The sequence below is a fragment of the Brevibacillus sp. M2.1A genome (assembly GCF_013284355.2).
Classification (GTDB): domain Bacteria; phylum Bacillota; class Bacilli; order Brevibacillales; family Brevibacillaceae; genus Brevibacillus.
Window position 1 is genome coordinate 2,911,120 of sequence record NZ_JABSUY020000001.1, and the last position, 16,377, is coordinate 2,927,496.

Here is a 16,377-nt window from a genome sequence, read left to right on the forward strand (position 1 = left end):
AACAATTATTCCGTCACAAACGCGAGTGTCCCTTGCTGGATCAGCTCTTCTGCCTTTACGAGATCAGGATGCATTTCGCGGTCTTCATGCAGGCGGGGAATCACCCGGCGCAACTCTTCATAGGCTCGTGCTGTACCTGTTCCAAGATCTCCCGAACCAAAATCGATAGCTTGTGCTGCTGCCAAATATTCAATGGCAAGCACCTTGGTGACATTAGATACGATCGTGCGAAGCTTGCGAGCAGAAGTTGTACCCATGCTGACATGGTCCTCCTGATTGGCAGATGACGGGATCGAATCGACAGATGCCGGATGGCAGAGCACTTTGTTTTCAGAAACAATGGAAGCGGCTACATATTGCGTAATCATAAATCCAGAATGGAGTCCTCCATTTTCGGTTAGGAATCCGGGAAGACCGCTTAGCTGTGGATTGACGAGACGTTCTGTCCTTCTTTCAGAAATATTTGCCAGTTCAGCTATGGCAATGGCAAGAAAATCTGCTGCGAATGCCATTGGCTGACCATGGAAATTTCCGCCGGAGATGACGTCGCCAGTTTCCGTAAAAAGGATAGGGTTATCGGTGACGCTATTGCATTCACGAGTAACTGTGGTCCATACATACTCCAGTGTATCACGAGTTGCACCGTGCACTTGCGGGAGGCAACGAAGGCTGTAAGGATCTTGTACACGCAGTTCACCCTGCGCAGTTGTACGTTTGCTGCCGGATAAGTGCTGGAGTAATCGCTTGGCCGATTCCTTCTGTCCTGGATGCGGGCGGACGAGATGGAGTTGAGGATCAAAGGCTTTTGGAATTCCACGTAGCGCTTCAATCGTCATCGCCGCAATCAATTCCGCGCTTTCAAGCAGAACTCGCGAATCATACAAGGCCAGGCAAAGCTGTGCGGTCATCGCCTGTGTACCGTTAATCAGAGCCAGACCTTCTTTTGCCTCCAGTCGAATAGGGGAGAGACCCACTTCGTTCAGTGCTTCTTTGCCAGAAAGCCGCTTGCCATTGACGAGTGCTTCACCTTTGCCGAGCATGACCAGAACCATATGAGCGAGAGGGGCCAGGTCGCCACTGGCACCAAGGGAACCTTGTTGAGGTATAATCGGATGAACCCCTCGATTGCATAGTTCTACTAGCTGGAGCAATGTTTCTTCTCGAATTCCTGAATACCCCTTTGCCAACGCATTGATGCGCAAAGCCATCATCGCACGAACAACTTCAACGGCATAAGGGTCGCCCATCCCGCAAGCATGACTCATAATCAAATTTTCTTGCAGTTTGCTTACGTCCTCACCGTGGATCATGACATCAGAGAATTTTCCGAAGCCGGTGGTGATTCCGTATACGACTTCCTGTTGCGATACCATTCTCTCCACCATAGCCCGTGAAGCACGAACACGATGCAATGCTTCTTCGGTCAATTGGATGTAGGTGGCGCTCCTTGCAATGGAAACGACATCTTCGATACACAATTGATCCCCGTCTACTTTTACAATGTTTGCTTGCTGATTCATCTGTAATTTCCTCCTTTAGCAGAGCAGAGAACGAAAAGAGCGAGGGGTTAGGATATCATATCCTAACCCCTCGCTCGAGAGCATGTATGTGATTGGATGAAAACGTGTAAGCCTGCATTCGTCGCGGCATACGTTCTTCCTCACTTTCGTTCATGTGCAACTGTCTGATTATTTAAGCTATTGCTATCATTGTATCAAATGCCTACGTGCAGTCAAGATGATCTTGTCACGGCGACTTCCCTAAGGAGCAAAAAAAGGGCTTAGTCCATTTTTTGAAACTGGGCGAGAGTCGTCTCTCGAGTTGGATAAATGTCATACCATGTACTGTGTTATTTCATCCGAAAGGACGTGTAGAATTCCGTGGAAAAGCGACGTAAGATGCCGCCAATGCCTACCGCACTCCCAAGGCGTCCTAAAGAAATGCCGAAACCGCCTTCTTCAGCTATGCCATTGCCCTCCCCATCGATGCCGTCACCTATGATGCCTTCTCCTGAAAAACCCAAGTCGGAAAGTCCGATCAATCCGAATCATTCTATCCCAGCGCGCCCAATGCCGCAAAAGCCGATTATGCCTGCTCCCAATTTGGCTAACCCGAACGTGCCAAACGTAATGCCGCCAAATCGGATGCCAGCAAACCCAATGCCACCAAATAGTAAGCCGTCGAATCCAATGCCGCCAAATCTAATGCCACCGAACCGAATGCCGGCAAACCCCATGCCTAACGCTTCACCGAATGTAAGGCCAAATGAGAGCCCAAACATAAGGCCAAATGTAAGACCCAATGTGCGGCCGAATGAAAGTCCAAACATGAGACCAAACGTGCGACCAAATGAGAGTCCAAACATGCGGCCAAATGTAAGACCGAACGTAAGGCCAAACGAAAGTCCAAATATGCGGCCAAATGTTGGACCGAATGTAAGGCCGAATGTAAGGCCGAATGTAAGGCCGAATGAAAGTCCAAATATGATGCCAAATGTAAGACCGAACATCAGACCGAATATCAGACCGAACATCAGACCGAACATCAGACCCAATATAATCAGGCCGAATACGCGACCGAATGAGAACATAGGAAGGGAACTGGAGCTGTACCTGTTCAAATTCCAGTTCCATATGGATCGGATGGAATATTTCCGCCACAAATGCGAGGAGCATCGTGAAAATCGCCGCAAATACATGGATTACCGCAGACATTACAAGCATCATGAACGGAGAATGCATCATTATCATGACCGGTGCCAATTATGGAATGACGGTAGCAGTTCCTTTGGCCGAGGTTCATCATCTTCGGGTGGCAGTAGCTCCTCCTCCTCCGGATACAATTATCAACATAGACGGGGTCATAGACGAGGGCGTGGGTGTGATTGCGGATGTTCATTTTGAAGCGCATGAGGAAGGACGCCAGCTAATTAAGCGGCGTCCTTTTCCATATTCATTTCGTAAATGCCTCAACAGCGACTCCTTTTTTCTTTAATTCGCGTCTTAAAGTAAGGAGGGCATCATCTTTGTTTTTACATTCCAATATGATGTCCACATTGTAATTCGCGAGTGCACTGACAAAAGTTAGGAACGCCTCAGGGTCAATATTGTCTGCATGAGCGCGAAAGTCTTTTTCTGACTTTGGCGAGGACATGTGCATCTTCGGAGTGCGCTCTCCCCAGGTTTGAATAATCCTTGGAAGGTATTCCGTCCAATCTTCGCCTTCAGAATGGCAGTTGTGGTGGTGAATATCGAGCACCATCGGCACACCGATCCGTTCGCACAGCTCCAGTACCTCGCGCATGGTAAAAGACATGTCATCGTTTTCCACGACTAAACGACGTTTGACGTTTTCAGGAAGCAGCTCGAAGTTGGATGCAAAACGGTCGAGAGAAGAGGCTTTATCTTCGTATACGCCTCCCACATGTGTCACCAAGACGGAATTATCGTCGAGCCCCAGTAAATCAAACACTTTTGCATGGTAGGAGAAATCGGCAATCGTCGATTCCAGCACAGAAGGCTTGTCGCTGTTCAATATGCTGTAATGGCCAGGATGAGCTGTTAAACGAATGCCATGATTGCGGATATAATTCCCTGCCTTTTGGAAGTCCCATGCGAATTCTTTTGCCCAATCCCATTCAGCTGCTACTGGATGGGTCGCCAGTGGAACAAATTCAGAAGGAAGTCGATACAAAAAGATCTGATTTTCTACATTATAAGCAAGCAAATCCATTAAATTGAAAAAGTTTGCCTGCATAACTTGCCGCAGCTTTTTTAACCGGGCTTGGGGATCTAATTTATTTACTTGGGCAACCGTCGTTTTTTTGTTTGGATTGTTTTTGGTCTTGACACTGATGCAGGCATAGCCCATACGGATCAAAGATAATCTCCCTCCTTTGCAACAGCATTCCTTTGTAGTATCTCCAAAACGGGAACGTCGTCGGCTTCTTGCCAGGGAATTATAAAACGGATAAGATGGGAGAATGTCACAGGTATGCCGATAAACTTTCCTTGAAAACGCGGGTGTTCCTTGTGAGTAGACTTCGGTAAAGGTTTTTGAAGGAGAATGCAATGAATAGTCTTGACCAATCCTATAGTATGACTCTGGTTTTTCTCTCCTATTTTATTTCAGCAATGGCGTCATACACAGCATTAGATCTAGGCGCACGTCTCCATTATGCGAAAGGCAGGGGACGTGTGTTTTGGTTATGTGCTGGAGCCGTCTCCATGGGGCTTGGTATTTGGGCTATGCATTTTGTTGCCATGCTTGCCTTGCATCTGCCGATTGCTGTTCAGTATGATAACTTGATTGTATTTTTCTCGATTGTTTTGGCCGTGTTATCATCGGCGCTTACATTATGGATCGTGAGCGAGCAGTCCATGTCCAATACGAGGGTAGCAATAGGATCAGTTGCCATTGGAGCTGGTATCGCAGGAATGCATTATACAGGGATGGCAGCGATGATGATGAACGCCATTATTCGATACGATTGGCTATGGTTTATCGTATCCATTTTCGTGGCCATCCTGGTTTCGATGGTTGCATTGATTCTTACGTTTCAATTGCGTTCGGTGGACCCAGTAAAAGGTCTCCGGCGTAAAATTTTTGCAGGGCTGTTGATGGGGGCAGCCATTACGGGTATGCATTACACTGGTATGTACGCCACCACATTCATCGCGCATGAGTACATGACAATCGCAGCGATCTCGTATGATGATTCTGGGCTGATCGCTACGATGATTGGCATAGTCATCGTGTTGATCCTGATCGTGACCTTGGCTTCTGTATACGTGGACAAGCAATTTGCAGGGAAGACCTTGCGCGTGCTAGAAAGTGATCAACGCTATAAATCGCTATTTGAGCACAATTACGACGGGGTGATTTTTTACTCGATCGATGGTAGCCAAAGCGTTATGAATCCTGCGGCAATGCGATTGACAAAGGAGCAGAGCCTGCCTCTTAAAAAACTAATGACGATGTGTGCTTCTGCGGATGCAGAGCTCATATCGACACATTTTTCAAATGCAGTACATGGTGAGGCGCGCAGCTACGAGATTACCTTGACCACGAGAGAGGGGCGTCAGCTTCATCTGAACATGACCCATACCCCCGTATTTGTCGATCAGCAGATTACGGGTGTCTTTATGATTATGAGAGACATTACCAATAAGAAGGAATACGAGGCAAAAATCAATTATCTCGCTTTTCATGATTCGTTGACTGGTTTGCCGAATCGCCGTTTTGTCGAGCAGAAACTGGATCAGGTGATCATGGAGGCACAAAAAACGCACCAGCAAGTATATGTGTTGTTTTTGGATCTCGACCATTTCAAGCTGGTAAACGATTCCTTGGGGCATGATTTTGGTGACCTGTTACTACAGGAAGCTTCCTTGCGTTTGCAGGAATGTGTGGGTAAAAAAGGAACGGTGAGCAGGCTTGGCGGAGACGAATTCATGGTGATTCTTACAGATGTTACGGAAAGAGAAGTATCTTCCGTGGCGAATGAAATCAACCAGAGGATTGAACAGGCATTTTTTATCCATGGGCACGAGATGTACATAACAACGAGTATCGGGATTTCTCGCTATCCAGAGGATGGGCAAGACAGAAGTGTCTTGATGCGTAACGCAGATGCGGCGATGTATGCAGCCAAAGAAAAAGGGAAGAACAGCTTCCACCTGTACGTACAGAATCTGGAGCAAGCAGTGAATGACAAAATGAATATTCAAAATGAATTGAATCGCGCTTTGGCCAGACAAGAATTTTTATTGCATTACCAGCCACAGGTATGTGCGAAATCAGGCGCAATCGTTGGCGTAGAAGCGTTAATTCGTTGGGATCATCCTGAACGAGGCTTACTTTTGCCAGACCAGTTCATCTCGGTAGCAGAAGAAACAGGGTTAATCGTACCTATTGGAGAATGGGTGCTGCGGACGGCATGCAAGCAGAACAAGCAATGGCAAGAACAGGGACTCATACCACTTCGGGTAGCCGTCAATCTATCTGCGCGTCAATTTCTCAAACAAGACTTTACCCAGATGGTCACTGAGATTCTGGACCAGACAGGACTGGCACCGGATTACTTGGAGCTGGAAATCACAGAAAGCAGCATGATCGACGTCCAGCGGGCCACACAAGTACTTAAGGAACTAAAGCAATTAGGGGTGTGCGTTGCGATTGACGATTTTGGAACGGGCTACAGCTCTCTCTACTATCTAAAAGAATTTCCGTTGAATCGTTTGAAAATAGATCGCTCATTTGTGCGTGACATGATCGAACAGCCTTCGAATCAGGCCATCGTGTCCACGATTATTTCCATGGCGCATCATTTACAACTGCGTGTGATTGCAGAAGGGGTCGAGACAAAAGAGGAGCTTGCGTTTTTGCAGGACCATCTGTGTGAGGAAGTGCAAGGCTATTTATTCAGCAGGCCGCTACCAAGCGAAGACGTAGCATTTTATTTGCAAGCACAAAAAGGCGCTAGTTAAACAAGAGGAGTAGCTCTCATGAGTTGCTCTTTTGTTTTGCATCTGCTAGCCAAATGAGATGGTATAGCTGTCAAAATGGCACGTAAAATGTACTATTCCTGCTAACTTGTCAAGGAATTGCATGAGGGACGAAAGGAGGGAGAGAATGCTGGCTCTAGGTGTCATCTTATTGCTGTTTACCATTGGAGTTGCGATTGCCATTGGGTATCGGGCAAACGAAAGCGTCCGGCAATTTGATGAAAGCGCGCATGAGAGCTTTATCGGTTCCCAAGCAGAGAGGGAGGGATAACGAAATGCAGCAGGAAAAAGAACAGCAATTGCTCGAGGACAAGAGAGACCTGAACAAGTTTGGTTATGCGCAGGAATTACTGAGGGATATGGGTGGCTTTTCGAACTTTGCGATCTCATTTTCGATTATCTCTATTTTGACTGGTGCAGTATCCTTGTACGGGCATGGTTTACTGTATGGCGGTTCTGGCATGATGGGCTTCGGATGGACCTTGGTTGCGTTATTCGTCATCTTGATTGCAGCATCGATGTCTGAACTCGCATCTGCGATCCCTACAGCCGGAGCGTTGTATCACTGGGCAGCTATTTTAGGTAGCAAACGGTGGGGCTGGTACACAGCGTGGATCAATCTCATCGGCCAAATCGGGATTGTCGCGGGCATTGACTATTCGTTCTCTTTGTTCGCGGACCCGCTGCTCGCGAGTGCATTTGGTTATACCTCAACAGAAACGACCACATTAATTCTATTCGGGATTACACTCCTTTTACACGGTACGTTTAACCACATTGGAATTCGACTCGTTGCCCGGTTAAATGACTTCTCCGCTTGGTACCATATTGGCGTCGTCGTCATACTCGTCGGAAGCCTCGTCTTTTTCTCCCGTCATGATTTGCAACCGCTTGATTACCTCTTTCAAGTCGGTCAAACCTTTTCAGAAAAACCGTACGTGATTGCTTTTTTAATTGGGTTGTTACAGGCGCAGTGGACGTTTACTGGCTATGATGCATCGGCGCATACGATTGAAGAAACAATTAACCCCCGCGTTCGTGCTGCTTGGGGGATTTATACGTCTGTGGCCTTTTCCTTTATTTTTGGATTTATCATGCTTGCTTTTGTCACCTTATCTATCAAAAACGCAGCGGCTGCGAGTGAAGCGGAAAATGCATTTATTTATGTGATTAGCGAGGCATTAGGCGGCGCATTTGGTTCGGTGGTGCTGTGGCTGGTTACCTTTGCGATGTGGTTTTGTGGCTTGGCGTCGATTACTTCCTTTTCGCGAATGTTGTATGCGTTTTCACGTGACAAAGGAATGCCGTGGAGCCATCAGTGGGCAGAAATTTCGACCAAATACAGAACGCCGGCAAAAGCAATTTGGCTGGTTATCATTCTTTCCTTTGCGCTTGCCTTGTTCGATTACATCGTGAAAAGCATCAATCCGAACACGTCGTATACCACCTTGGCATTTCTTACAGCGGTAAGTGTCGTTGGGTTATATGTCGCTTACGGGATTCCGTTGTACCTCAAGCTCCGGGCGGAATCAAGAGGACTTTTTCAGCGGAAGCATTACGGTCCCTGGCATCTGGGGAACTGGAGTAAACCCATTAATGTGTTGAGCTTGATTTGGATCGTCTTCATCTCGATTATGATGGTGATTCCACCCAATCAGACAGCGGGGTATGCCTTGATAGTTATGTTTTTAGTGCTTCTCATCATGGATTTGGCTTATTACCGGAAGCATTTCAGGGGCCCGCAAGCTGCGCTGGGCAATTCGGAGGAAGACATTAAACGTCAGGAAGCAAAATTTCGGGACTCCTAATAGAAAAGAATTTCCGGTGCACGGAATGCGAAGAGCCTCCCTTATGTCAGTAATGGCATAGGGGCTTTTTTTCGCGAAGAACGGTTTTGCATAACGAATAAGGGCAATTTTCGAATTGCTTTCAAAAAAGCTCCCAATTTAGCAGTATAAATGTTTTTATTGTTCCAAATAGTATATTTTACATGGACATTGTCGATGGAAAATTCTAAAATAACAAATAAATAGACAGCAACAGATGTAGATTCGACAACTTTGTCCTTGTGGAATGGACATTTGTTATTTTCATCGTTCCGTGATAGAATTCACAAAACGATATTTTTTTTAGTTAAACTTAACTGACTCGGAAAATGTTGAGGAAGAAAGCAAAAAAAGGAGTGATTGTGTGAGTTTGGAAACGAAGAAATGGGCGGATGAGGTAGCTGAGCAGGTAATTTCATGGCGACGATATCTCCATCAGCATCCAGAATTGTCGTTTGAAGAGGAGAAGACGTCCCAATTTATTTACGAAACGTTGCAATCTTTCGGGAATTTAGAGCTTTCGCGGCCAACCAAAACGAGTGTGGTCGCTCGACTGATCGGATCACAGCCAGGAAAAGTTCTTGGCATTCGCGCTGACATTGATGCTCTCCCTATCCATGAAGAAAATGATGTGCCATATGCATCAGGCAAAGCTGGTGTGATGCACGCGTGCGGACATGACGGCCATACAGCAATGCTGTTGGGAGCCGCAAAAATTTTGTCCCAGTACAAGGATCAAATAAAAGGTGAGGTTCGTTTCTTCTTCCAGCATGCCGAGGAGTTGCCGCCGGGTGGGGCTGCTGAAATCGTAAGAGCTGGTGCAGCGGACGGTCTGGATTCGATTATCGGCATTCATTTGGCATCATACATGCCTGTCGGGAAATTTGGTGTTCTTTACGGGGCACTTACTTCATCGACAGATCGCTTTGATATCAAGATTCAAGGAAAAGGCGGGCACTCCTCGCAACCGGAAGCATCTGTTGACCCGATCGTCATTGGGGCACAGGTTATTACTGGCCTACAACAAATTGTATCCCGCAATGTGAGTGCGTTGGACAAGGTCGTTATTTCGGTGACGATGCTGAATGCTGGGACTGCTTATAACATCATTCCAGATTCGATGACACTGACGGGCTCCACACGCTGCTTCGATGCGGAGATTCGCAAAAATATACCGATGTGGATTGAACGAATTGTCAAAGGAATTACGGAAGCGCATGGCGCAAGTTATGAATTCACGTTCTCACATGGCTACACGTCCGTTGTCAACGACAAGCAGGTGACGAAGCTGATGGAGGATACCATCCGCGAGCGTTGGGGAGAAGAAGAGATTATTTACATTGATCCTTTGATGCCGGGTGAAGATTTCTCTGAGTATTTGAAAAAAGCTCCGGGCTGTTTTATTCAATTGGGTGCTGGCAATCCGGACAAGGGCTTTACGTATCCGCATCACCATCCACGCTTTGATTTTGATGAGGATGCAATGGTACGCGGTGTGGAGTTGTTTGTTCGGGCAGCTCAAAAAGTCGTCATGGAGTAGAGCGAGATAGAATGAGGGGGATGTCGTATGGCAGAGGCACGCGTCAATGAGTACAAGCTGCATTTTCTCGTACTGATTCTCGTCGCATTGACAGAATTTATCGGGACAAAAAAAATCAGTATTGGCATCGGGGTTATCGCTCTGTTTCCGATGCTTTACGCGCTCGTTTTAGGCGGGGCAATTAGTTGGCCCAAGTTCAAATTATTGAGTGAAAAAGAAATGAACGTCGCAGCCAATATTTTGGGCGTTTCGTTTTTAATCTTTATTGCGAAGCTGGGAGCCAATATCGGTCCTGAGCTGCCTAAGCTACTCGGCTCTGGTGTATCCTTGATTGTTCAAGAAATGGGACACATTGTAGGGACAATCGCGCTTGGCCTGCCAATCGCATTGTGGCTGGGTCTGAAGCGCGAAGCAATTGGGGCGACTTATTCTCTCGACCGCGAACCAAACTTGGCGATTATTGTAGATAAGTTTGGAGCAAACTCTGCCGAAGCTCGCGGCGCGCTGGGCGTATATATTTGCGGAACTTTGTTTGGTGCCATTTATATGTCGATTCTTGCAAGTATTTTAGGAAGCAGCGGGTTGTTTCACCCGATTTCTCTGGCGATGGGAGCAGCAGTTGGTTCCGGTAGTATGATGGCTGCAGCAACAGGTTCATTGGCTGTTATTTTCCCGGAAGCGCAAAAAGACATTGCCTTTTATTCCGGAGCGGCAAACTTGATGATGAGTATCGTCGGAACGTACGTATGTATCTTCTTCTCCTTGCCGGTTACACAAAAGCTGTACGCATGGCTTGAGCCAATCATTGGACGCAAAGGCGCTTCTTCTGAAGCAGAAGGGGGGAGAAAAAGCGCATGAATCAAATCTTGACGATTTTTATCATTGGCTTCATTGCTCTTATCGGTAACTGGATCGGTTATAAAGTACCATTCATGGAATCTTTGCCAGGTATTTTGCTCTTGGCGGTCATTACGTTGATCGGAATGGGCTTTACTCGCATTCTGCCGTTCAAATCCCCCGTCATTGTTTGGATTTCTTTGTTTGCGATGCTTGCGACATCCCCGTTTTTTCCAGGGAACGAATATACGGCTGCTGCGATTGCCAAGATCAATCTGCTCGCACTGGCCACTCCGATTCTCGCCTATGCGGGTCTGTCTCTTGGAAAAGACGTTCATCTATTCAAACAGCTTAGCTGGCGTATCGTAGTGGTGTCTCTCGTCGTCTTTACCGGCACGTTCCTATTCGCTACGTTGTTTGCGGAGATTGTATTCAAGATTCAAGGCAAATTTTAACGAAACTGTTTTTGTGTTAGGGCCTCCGTGTGCTTCCATATGCCATGGAGGTTCTTTGCACATACAACTGTTAAATTTAGGAGTGGAGAGAGTATGATCATTGATGTAAGAAAGGTTACCTGGCAAAGAGATGAAACAACCATTTTGCGAGACATTGTCTGGCAAGTGCAAGACAAGGAGCATTGGTGTTTAGTCGGTTTAAACGGCTCTGGTAAAACCAGTCTGCTGAATATCATTTGTGGCTATGTATGGCCGACAAAGGGGGAGGTCAGTGTATTAGGCAATCTTTACGGAACAGTCGATTTGCGCGAGGTACGTAAATCAATCGGCTGGGTAAGCACGGCGCTGATGGCACAGCTTCACGAGCATGAAACCGCACTCCGTGTCGTCTTGAGTGGTCGAGAGGCAACCATCGGCTTGTATTCCGTTCCAGAGGAGGCAGACGTAGAGAAAGCGTCGGATTTACTTGATACATTTGGATGCCGTGCATTGAAAAACAGACGTTTTGCCGCTTTATCGCAAGGGGAGAGACAAAAAGTACTGATTGCGCGTGCGTTGATGGCTTCCCCTCAATTACTCATTCTGGACGAGCCTTGCACTGGACTGGACTTGCTTTCAAGAGAGCAGCTGTTGGCCATGATTGAACAAATCGCCAAACAGCCAAATGGGCCCACGCTCATTTATGTCACCCATCACATCGAAGAGATTTTGCCTTGCTTCACGCATACCTTACTGTTAAAAGCGGGAGAAGTAGACCAAGCTGGAAAAACAGATGAGGTCCTGACGGCTGAACGTCTGACAAGCTTTTTCGGCGTACCGGTTCACATTCAACGCTCGCAAGGAAGATCTTGGGTCAGCTTAGGGGAAGAGGCGAAAGTTTGATCGTGTAGGATAAGTTTGGGCACGAGTCAGCACGGTTGTGCATGATTGTGTATAATAGCAATAAGAAATTGTATCTGGGAGGAGAGGAGAGATGGAGGCATGAACAATGTGATTGCACCAATCACAGACTCCACCTGGGCGATCATCACCTATGAGGAAGCGTGGAATAGCTACGTGAACAGCTATGTGATCAAACAAGGGAATGCCTTTGTATTGATTGATTCTCACCAGCGCAAGCAACGCTCATTTTTTCAACAGGCGTTGGAAGAGATCGGGGTCAAGCCAGATCGAACGGAATATGTCTACTTCACTCATCGACATGCTGATCATATTGGAAATGCCGATATGTTCCCTTCTCGAAACAATTGGATTCACCTCGACGATTATTACGAACTGGACGATTTTTCACAGACGCTATTCGGCCATACGTTTACAGGTAGTGGGGGAGATCTGCCTTCTCTGCGTTTCCGACAGCTTTCCTTTCATACAGAAGGCTCCGTTGCCTTCTTTGATCCCCAGTCGAAAATATGCTTTGTTGGCGATCATTTATGTTTTGAAAACACAGAACTCGGCCAAATCGTTGGAGGAGAAGTGGACTGTCGGACAGCTTATCAAGAACACTTGAAGCAATGGGTAGCACGTGAACCAGAGCGAGCAGCGGAGTTTACGGAGGGCTTGGAGATTTTGCAGGATTGGCCCATTGAGTATTTAGCCACTGGTCATGGCCCTATTCTTCAAGGCGAAATCAAGGAGTTTTTGCAAGAGTTGATTGCGATTGCTCGTCCGTAACGAAAAAAGACTTGTGTGCCGCTCATTGCCGGCTTGCACAAGTCTTTTTGCATTACTTGCTGGAAGTTGTTGTTTCTTCTTCTTCCACTGATTTTTCTTTTTCTAAATCTTTATCCATGATTTGGACGTTATGCTTTTTATACAATTCATCGATCCATTTATCCATATTATTTCGTTTGTTTCTGGATTTTACTTTTTCGATCACTTTCGGGCGAGCTTGTTCAAATGTTCCCTCGAACTTATCTTTGTTTTTCTCATAGTATTCCTTGATTTGTTCTTCGGTGATCGGGTTATCCTTCTCGAACAGCTTGTCCCGTAGCATAACAGCGCGCACGCCTTCACGGAGCTCTTGCTCAGTCATTTGCTTTTCCTTCAAATACTCTTGGAATCTTTCTGGTGATCCCATTTTTTCTTTGACTGGGTTCACACGCGCATCGAGTTCTTGATCGGTTACAGTAACTCCTCGTGCAGCGCCTTCCTGTTTGTACAGCTCCAAGGTGACGATATCAGCCATGATACGCTTGCCAGCATCTTTTTTCATTTTGTCGTACAGTTGCTCTTGCGTGATCGTCACATTACCAATTTTGGCAACAGGGTTATCCGCAGAGAATGCAGAATCTTTTCCAGGTGTACAGCCCGCTAGAGCGAGACCGAGTACAAGTGCTGAGGCAGCAAGTATAGATACATTGAATTTTTTCATGAAAAATACCTCGCTTTCTTGATAGTAATACGACTGTGCATAGAGCAGCGTTACGGGAAGCGGAAAATAAAAACCGCACACATAAAGCAATGTGCGGTCGTCAATCGATTAGCTGGCTTGTGTAGAGGCTTTTTTCCACTCTTCCAAGCGTTTTTCCAGTACGGTTTGATTCAGATCCAAAAGACTGGCTGATTTGTCCATCAATTGCTTCAGATGGGAAAGGGCTCGCTCATAATTTCCTTTGGCAGCTTCAATCTCTGCCAAGCAGAAGAGCTTCCAGTCTTTTGCCGATCGTTTGCTTGCGATCAGCTGGTAAGCTTCTATCGCACTCTCTACTTCACCCAGGCGGGCGTGCGAGCAGGCAATAAGAGCTAAGGAATCAATCATTCCCTGATCACGCTGGTAAATACGAAACGCCACTTCCAATGATTCGTTGTATCGTTCGGAGGAATAGTAGACGATCGCCAAGTTGTAAAACAAGTAGTGAATCATCGCTTGATTGAATAACGTTGGTCGTTCTTTGCAGACGTTGATTCCTTGAACGATATATTTTTCGGCCATTTCATAGTTGCCAAGCATGATTTCATGGGTTGATTTATCCAGCATAGCGACAGCACGGGAACGGTTCTTCCGATAGGAAGCCTCCAGCCAGCGCAATCGAATATTCAAACGACGTTTGAAAAGATTGGCCATGTACTGAAAGCGGAAGGGCCAGTGCAGGCGAATAAACATAACCAACAGCACAGCCGCAATCCCTGCCAGCGTCGATGTCAAATTAAAACTCAAATACTCCACGTAGTGACACCCTCTCTATTTACGCTGCATCTATTACCCCATCTTAGCACAGAACCTGTCCGCATGACAGAGCATTACCGCTATTTCGCCAATGGCAAGATATTCTCTTTTTTGGGGGTAGAGAGCTGCTGCGTTTTGACGTAATCGTCAGAAACGGTATAGAGCGTGTCGCCAATCGTAAGTATCCGTTTAATGTTACTGGAGCTGTCGTACCAGCCTTCGCCTGCTTTCGCAACATCTTCCTTCGACAGATGGGTGATCTGATCTTTCAGTTGAAATCCTTTTTGCAGATCAAGCCGATATACGTAGGCACCTTGGAAAGTAAAGTGGCCGTACTCGCGCATATCGTTTTTGGCTTTTTGTTCAGCTGTACGTTCGTGGACGGATACAGGGAAGGCTAGCAGATTTTTTTCTTTGGAGAACAGCAGAGCCTTGTGATTGTGCAATAGCTCGGAGTCCGTCCCCCTGTCCCCGATAACCGTCTTGAACTTTTCCTTCGGTTTGGTTACATCACTGACGTCAAAGAGGGCAATTTTCATCCCTTGGTAGTACGCCCAGTCTTTATCAGATTCTGCCTCTTTGCCAAAACCGATGATATGGTTTTCATCATACGGGTGTAAATAGTCGCTGTAACCTGGAATTTTCAGAGCACCCAGTACGCTTGGCGCAGAAGGCTTCTTCAGATCGAGAACGAACAGCGGATCGACTTTTTTGAAGGTGACCATGTAGGCGCGATCTCCCATGAAACGGACAGAGTAAATGCGTTCTCCAGGAGCGATGCCTTCCAGCTTGCCGAATATCTCGAGTTTGTTGTTCAGTACATACAAATTGTTTTTGGACGTAAGCTCATCGTCTCGCCACATGTTCCCGCTCGTGGTGGCGATTCGGAAATAACCGTCGTTTTCATCCATAGAAAACTGATTCAGAATGCGTCCAGGCACCGACCCTTTTCCCGTATACTGAATGTCTCCCTTGTTCATGGCAAAACGATAAATGGTTGTATCAGACTCAATGGGAGGTGCAACGAAAGGAGTTGGTACTCCTTTTTGCTTAACGGCTACTGGCTGGGCGGCATTGTTCTGAGTGACGGCTACATACAGATTTTTGGTGGATGCATAGATGTTCTCGCCAGCGCCGAGATACGTATGCAGTGACATCTTTTCTTTCGAATCATCCAGATTCACGCCAGTGACGATCAAATACTCGGGACGAAAATGATCCGGGAAGTAACGAATCTCGCTGTAGGGAATGGTTTGGTATTGATTATCATGGGCGCTGTCTTTATACGTTGGGCCTGGCACTTCCGCTTTCTCTTGCAGAATACGATACGTATCCATGTAATGATTGGCTGTCACGTACAGGCTCGCGCCGATTTTGCGGGACGACATGTACTGGCCTTCCAGCTCCAGTTGACGAATGAGCCGAGGTTGTTTTTTGTCCGAAATATCGTAGATCATGGTTTTCACGGACTGCATGCTTTGGAAACGGGGGATGCCTCTTTTGGAAGCAGAACCAGGAGGATAAGAGATGTTCTCATCCGCTTGCCCGATGACGATGAGTCTCCGATCGTCTACGTACATTTCTTGCGGTACGAATTTTCCATTGTCATAGCTGATACGGCTTGCGACCTTCATCTCGGTGGCTGGATATGCTTTGATGATGCGTACCTCATCCTGCGTGGATTGATAAAGATAAGTTCCGTCTGATTTGACGATATCTGCTTCATCTACGCCCTGCACTTGTGTATTCGTTGTGGAAAAATCACCGCGAGCAGCGCCGCCGGAAGTGTCCGCTACTTTGTTGGCTGTGTTAGGTGCGGCTGCTGGCATAGCGGCAGTCGTTTCCAAGGTGCCGTAATGATAGCTGTCCAAGTCTGATGATTGGATGAGCTTTTTTAGCTCCGCATAGGAACCGACTACTGGCAACTCTTCTGTAGTTGCTGCGGCTTGAACGGCAGGCTCCGCAATTGTACCTGTTGTGAACAGGAAGGGTATAGCGGTCACCACCATCACGGAGGCGAGAAGCCCGGCAAATGTTCTTTTCATTT

15 protein-coding genes are annotated in these 16,377 nt (G+C 46.8%); 9 read left to right on the forward strand and 6 right to left on the reverse strand.

Translation table 11 applies throughout. The features are described from left to right. Positions 1-5: 5 nt before the first annotated feature. Positions 6-1,520 carry a histidine ammonia-lyase gene (gene hutH / locus HP567_RS14375; protein ID WP_173609764.1) on the reverse strand — a complete coding sequence of 505 codons (1,515 nt, stop codon included), beginning with the start codon at positions 1,518-1,520 and terminating at the stop codon, positions 6-8. 527 nt (positions 1,521-2,047) lie between these two features. Further along, a complete protein-coding gene (locus HP567_RS14380) occupies positions 2,048-2,590 on the reverse strand; it encodes a hypothetical protein (RefSeq protein ID WP_173609763.1) in 543 nt (180 codons plus the stop codon). An 86-nt stretch (positions 2,591-2,676) separates the two neighbouring features. On the opposite strand from HP567_RS14380, the gene HP567_RS14385 reads away from it, so the two are divergent. Next, positions 2,677-2,994 (forward strand): hypothetical protein, encoded by a 318-nt coding sequence (locus HP567_RS14385; RefSeq protein WP_173609762.1) that lies wholly within the window; start codon positions 2,677-2,679, stop codon positions 2,992-2,994. Here HP567_RS14385 and uvsE read toward each other — a convergent pair. Next, entirely contained in the window at positions 2,953-3,879 is a 927-nt protein-coding gene (uvsE, locus tag HP567_RS14390; protein ID WP_173609761.1) for a UV DNA damage repair endonuclease UvsE, read from the reverse strand. The genes HP567_RS14385 and uvsE overlap by 42 nt on opposite strands. Before the next feature lie 191 nt (positions 3,880-4,070). Here uvsE and HP567_RS14395 point away from each other — a divergent pair, with 191 nt between their 5' ends. The 8 genes from HP567_RS14395 to HP567_RS14430 all read left to right on the forward strand — a co-directional run bounded on the left by HP567_RS14395 (position 4,071) and on the right by HP567_RS14430 (position 12,835). Next, positions 4,071-6,488 (forward strand): bifunctional diguanylate cyclase/phosphodiesterase, encoded by a 2,418-nt coding sequence (locus HP567_RS14395; protein WP_173609760.1) that lies wholly within the window; start codon positions 4,071-4,073, stop codon positions 6,486-6,488. A 145-nt stretch (positions 6,489-6,633) separates the two neighbouring features. Next, the gene (locus tag HP567_RS14400; RefSeq protein WP_007724273.1) at positions 6,634-6,777 is read left to right on the forward strand and encodes a hypothetical protein; all 144 of its coding nucleotides are present in this window, start codon (positions 6,634-6,636) and stop codon (positions 6,775-6,777) included. 4 nt (positions 6,778-6,781) lie between these two features. After that, positions 6,782-8,314: an amino acid permease gene (locus HP567_RS14405; RefSeq protein ID WP_173609759.1), complete on the forward strand. Its 1,533-nt coding sequence runs from the start codon at positions 6,782-6,784 to the stop codon at positions 8,312-8,314. Between the two features lie 382 nt (positions 8,315-8,696). Then, complete coding sequence (locus HP567_RS14410; RefSeq protein WP_173609758.1) at positions 8,697-9,872, forward strand: amidohydrolase; 1,176 nt, start codon at positions 8,697-8,699, stop codon at positions 9,870-9,872. Positions 9,873-9,899: 27 nt separating this feature from the next. After that, positions 9,900-10,730: a DUF3100 domain-containing protein gene (locus HP567_RS14415; protein ID WP_173609757.1), complete on the forward strand. Its 831-nt coding sequence runs from the start codon at positions 9,900-9,902 to the stop codon at positions 10,728-10,730. Beyond that, complete coding sequence (locus HP567_RS14420) at positions 10,727-11,164, forward strand: hypothetical protein (RefSeq protein WP_048032367.1); 438 nt, start codon at positions 10,727-10,729, stop codon at positions 11,162-11,164. The genes HP567_RS14415 and HP567_RS14420 overlap by 4 nt, the downstream gene beginning before the upstream one ends. 93 nt (positions 11,165-11,257) lie before the next feature. After that, entirely contained in the window at positions 11,258-12,046 is a 789-nt protein-coding gene (locus HP567_RS14425) for an ABC transporter ATP-binding protein (protein ID WP_173609756.1), read from the forward strand. A gap of 99 nt (positions 12,047-12,145) precedes the next feature. After that, complete coding sequence (locus HP567_RS14430; protein ID WP_173609755.1) at positions 12,146-12,835, forward strand: MBL fold metallo-hydrolase; 690 nt, start codon at positions 12,146-12,148, stop codon at positions 12,833-12,835. A gap of 52 nt (positions 12,836-12,887) precedes the next feature. On the opposite strand, the gene HP567_RS14435 is transcribed toward HP567_RS14430, so the two are convergent. The 3 genes from HP567_RS14435 to HP567_RS14445 all read right to left on the reverse strand — a co-directional run bounded on the left by HP567_RS14435 (position 12,888) and on the right by HP567_RS14445 (position 16,375). Continuing rightward, positions 12,888-13,535: a SurA N-terminal domain-containing protein gene (locus tag HP567_RS14435; RefSeq protein ID WP_229088029.1), complete on the reverse strand. Its 648-nt coding sequence runs from the start codon at positions 13,533-13,535 to the stop codon at positions 12,888-12,890. Positions 13,536-13,643: 108 nt separating this feature from the next. After that, entirely contained in the window at positions 13,644-14,330 is a 687-nt protein-coding gene (locus HP567_RS14440; protein WP_173609753.1) for a tetratricopeptide repeat protein, read from the reverse strand. 80 nt (positions 14,331-14,410) lie between these two features. After that, the gene (locus HP567_RS14445; protein WP_173609752.1) at positions 14,411-16,375 is read right to left on the reverse strand and encodes a beta-propeller domain-containing protein; all 1,965 of its coding nucleotides are present in this window, start codon (positions 16,373-16,375) and stop codon (positions 14,411-14,413) included. Positions 16,376-16,377: the final 2 nt, after the last annotated feature.

Coding starts and splice junctions, on each gene's coding strand:
- hutH (WP_173609764.1), bottom strand. CDS start 1,520: ATGAATCAGCAAGCAAACATTGTAAAAGTAGACGGGGATCAATTGTGT.
- HP567_RS14380 (WP_173609763.1), bottom strand. CDS start 2,590: ATGTTCTCATTCGGTCGCGTATTCGGCCTGATTATATTGGGTCTGATG.
- HP567_RS14395 (WP_173609760.1), top strand. CDS start 4,071: ATGAATAGTCTTGACCAATCCTATAGTATGACTCTGGTTTTTCTCTCC.
- HP567_RS14400 (WP_007724273.1), top strand. CDS start 6,634: ATGCTGGCTCTAGGTGTCATCTTATTGCTGTTTACCATTGGAGTTGCG.
- HP567_RS14405 (WP_173609759.1), top strand. CDS start 6,782: ATGCAGCAGGAAAAAGAACAGCAATTGCTCGAGGACAAGAGAGACCTG.
- HP567_RS14415 (WP_173609757.1), top strand. CDS start 9,900: ATGGCAGAGGCACGCGTCAATGAGTACAAGCTGCATTTTCTCGTACTG.
- HP567_RS14420 (WP_048032367.1), top strand. CDS start 10,727: ATGAATCAAATCTTGACGATTTTTATCATTGGCTTCATTGCTCTTATC.
- HP567_RS14425 (WP_173609756.1), top strand. CDS start 11,258: ATGATCATTGATGTAAGAAAGGTTACCTGGCAAAGAGATGAAACAACC.
- HP567_RS14430 (WP_173609755.1), top strand. CDS start 12,146: ATGAACAATGTGATTGCACCAATCACAGACTCCACCTGGGCGATCATC.
- HP567_RS14435 (WP_229088029.1), bottom strand. CDS start 13,535: ATGAAAAAATTCAATGTATCTATACTTGCTGCCTCAGCACTTGTACTC.
- HP567_RS14445 (WP_173609752.1), bottom strand. CDS start 16,375: ATGAAAAGAACATTTGCCGGGCTTCTCGCCTCCGTGATGGTGGTGACC.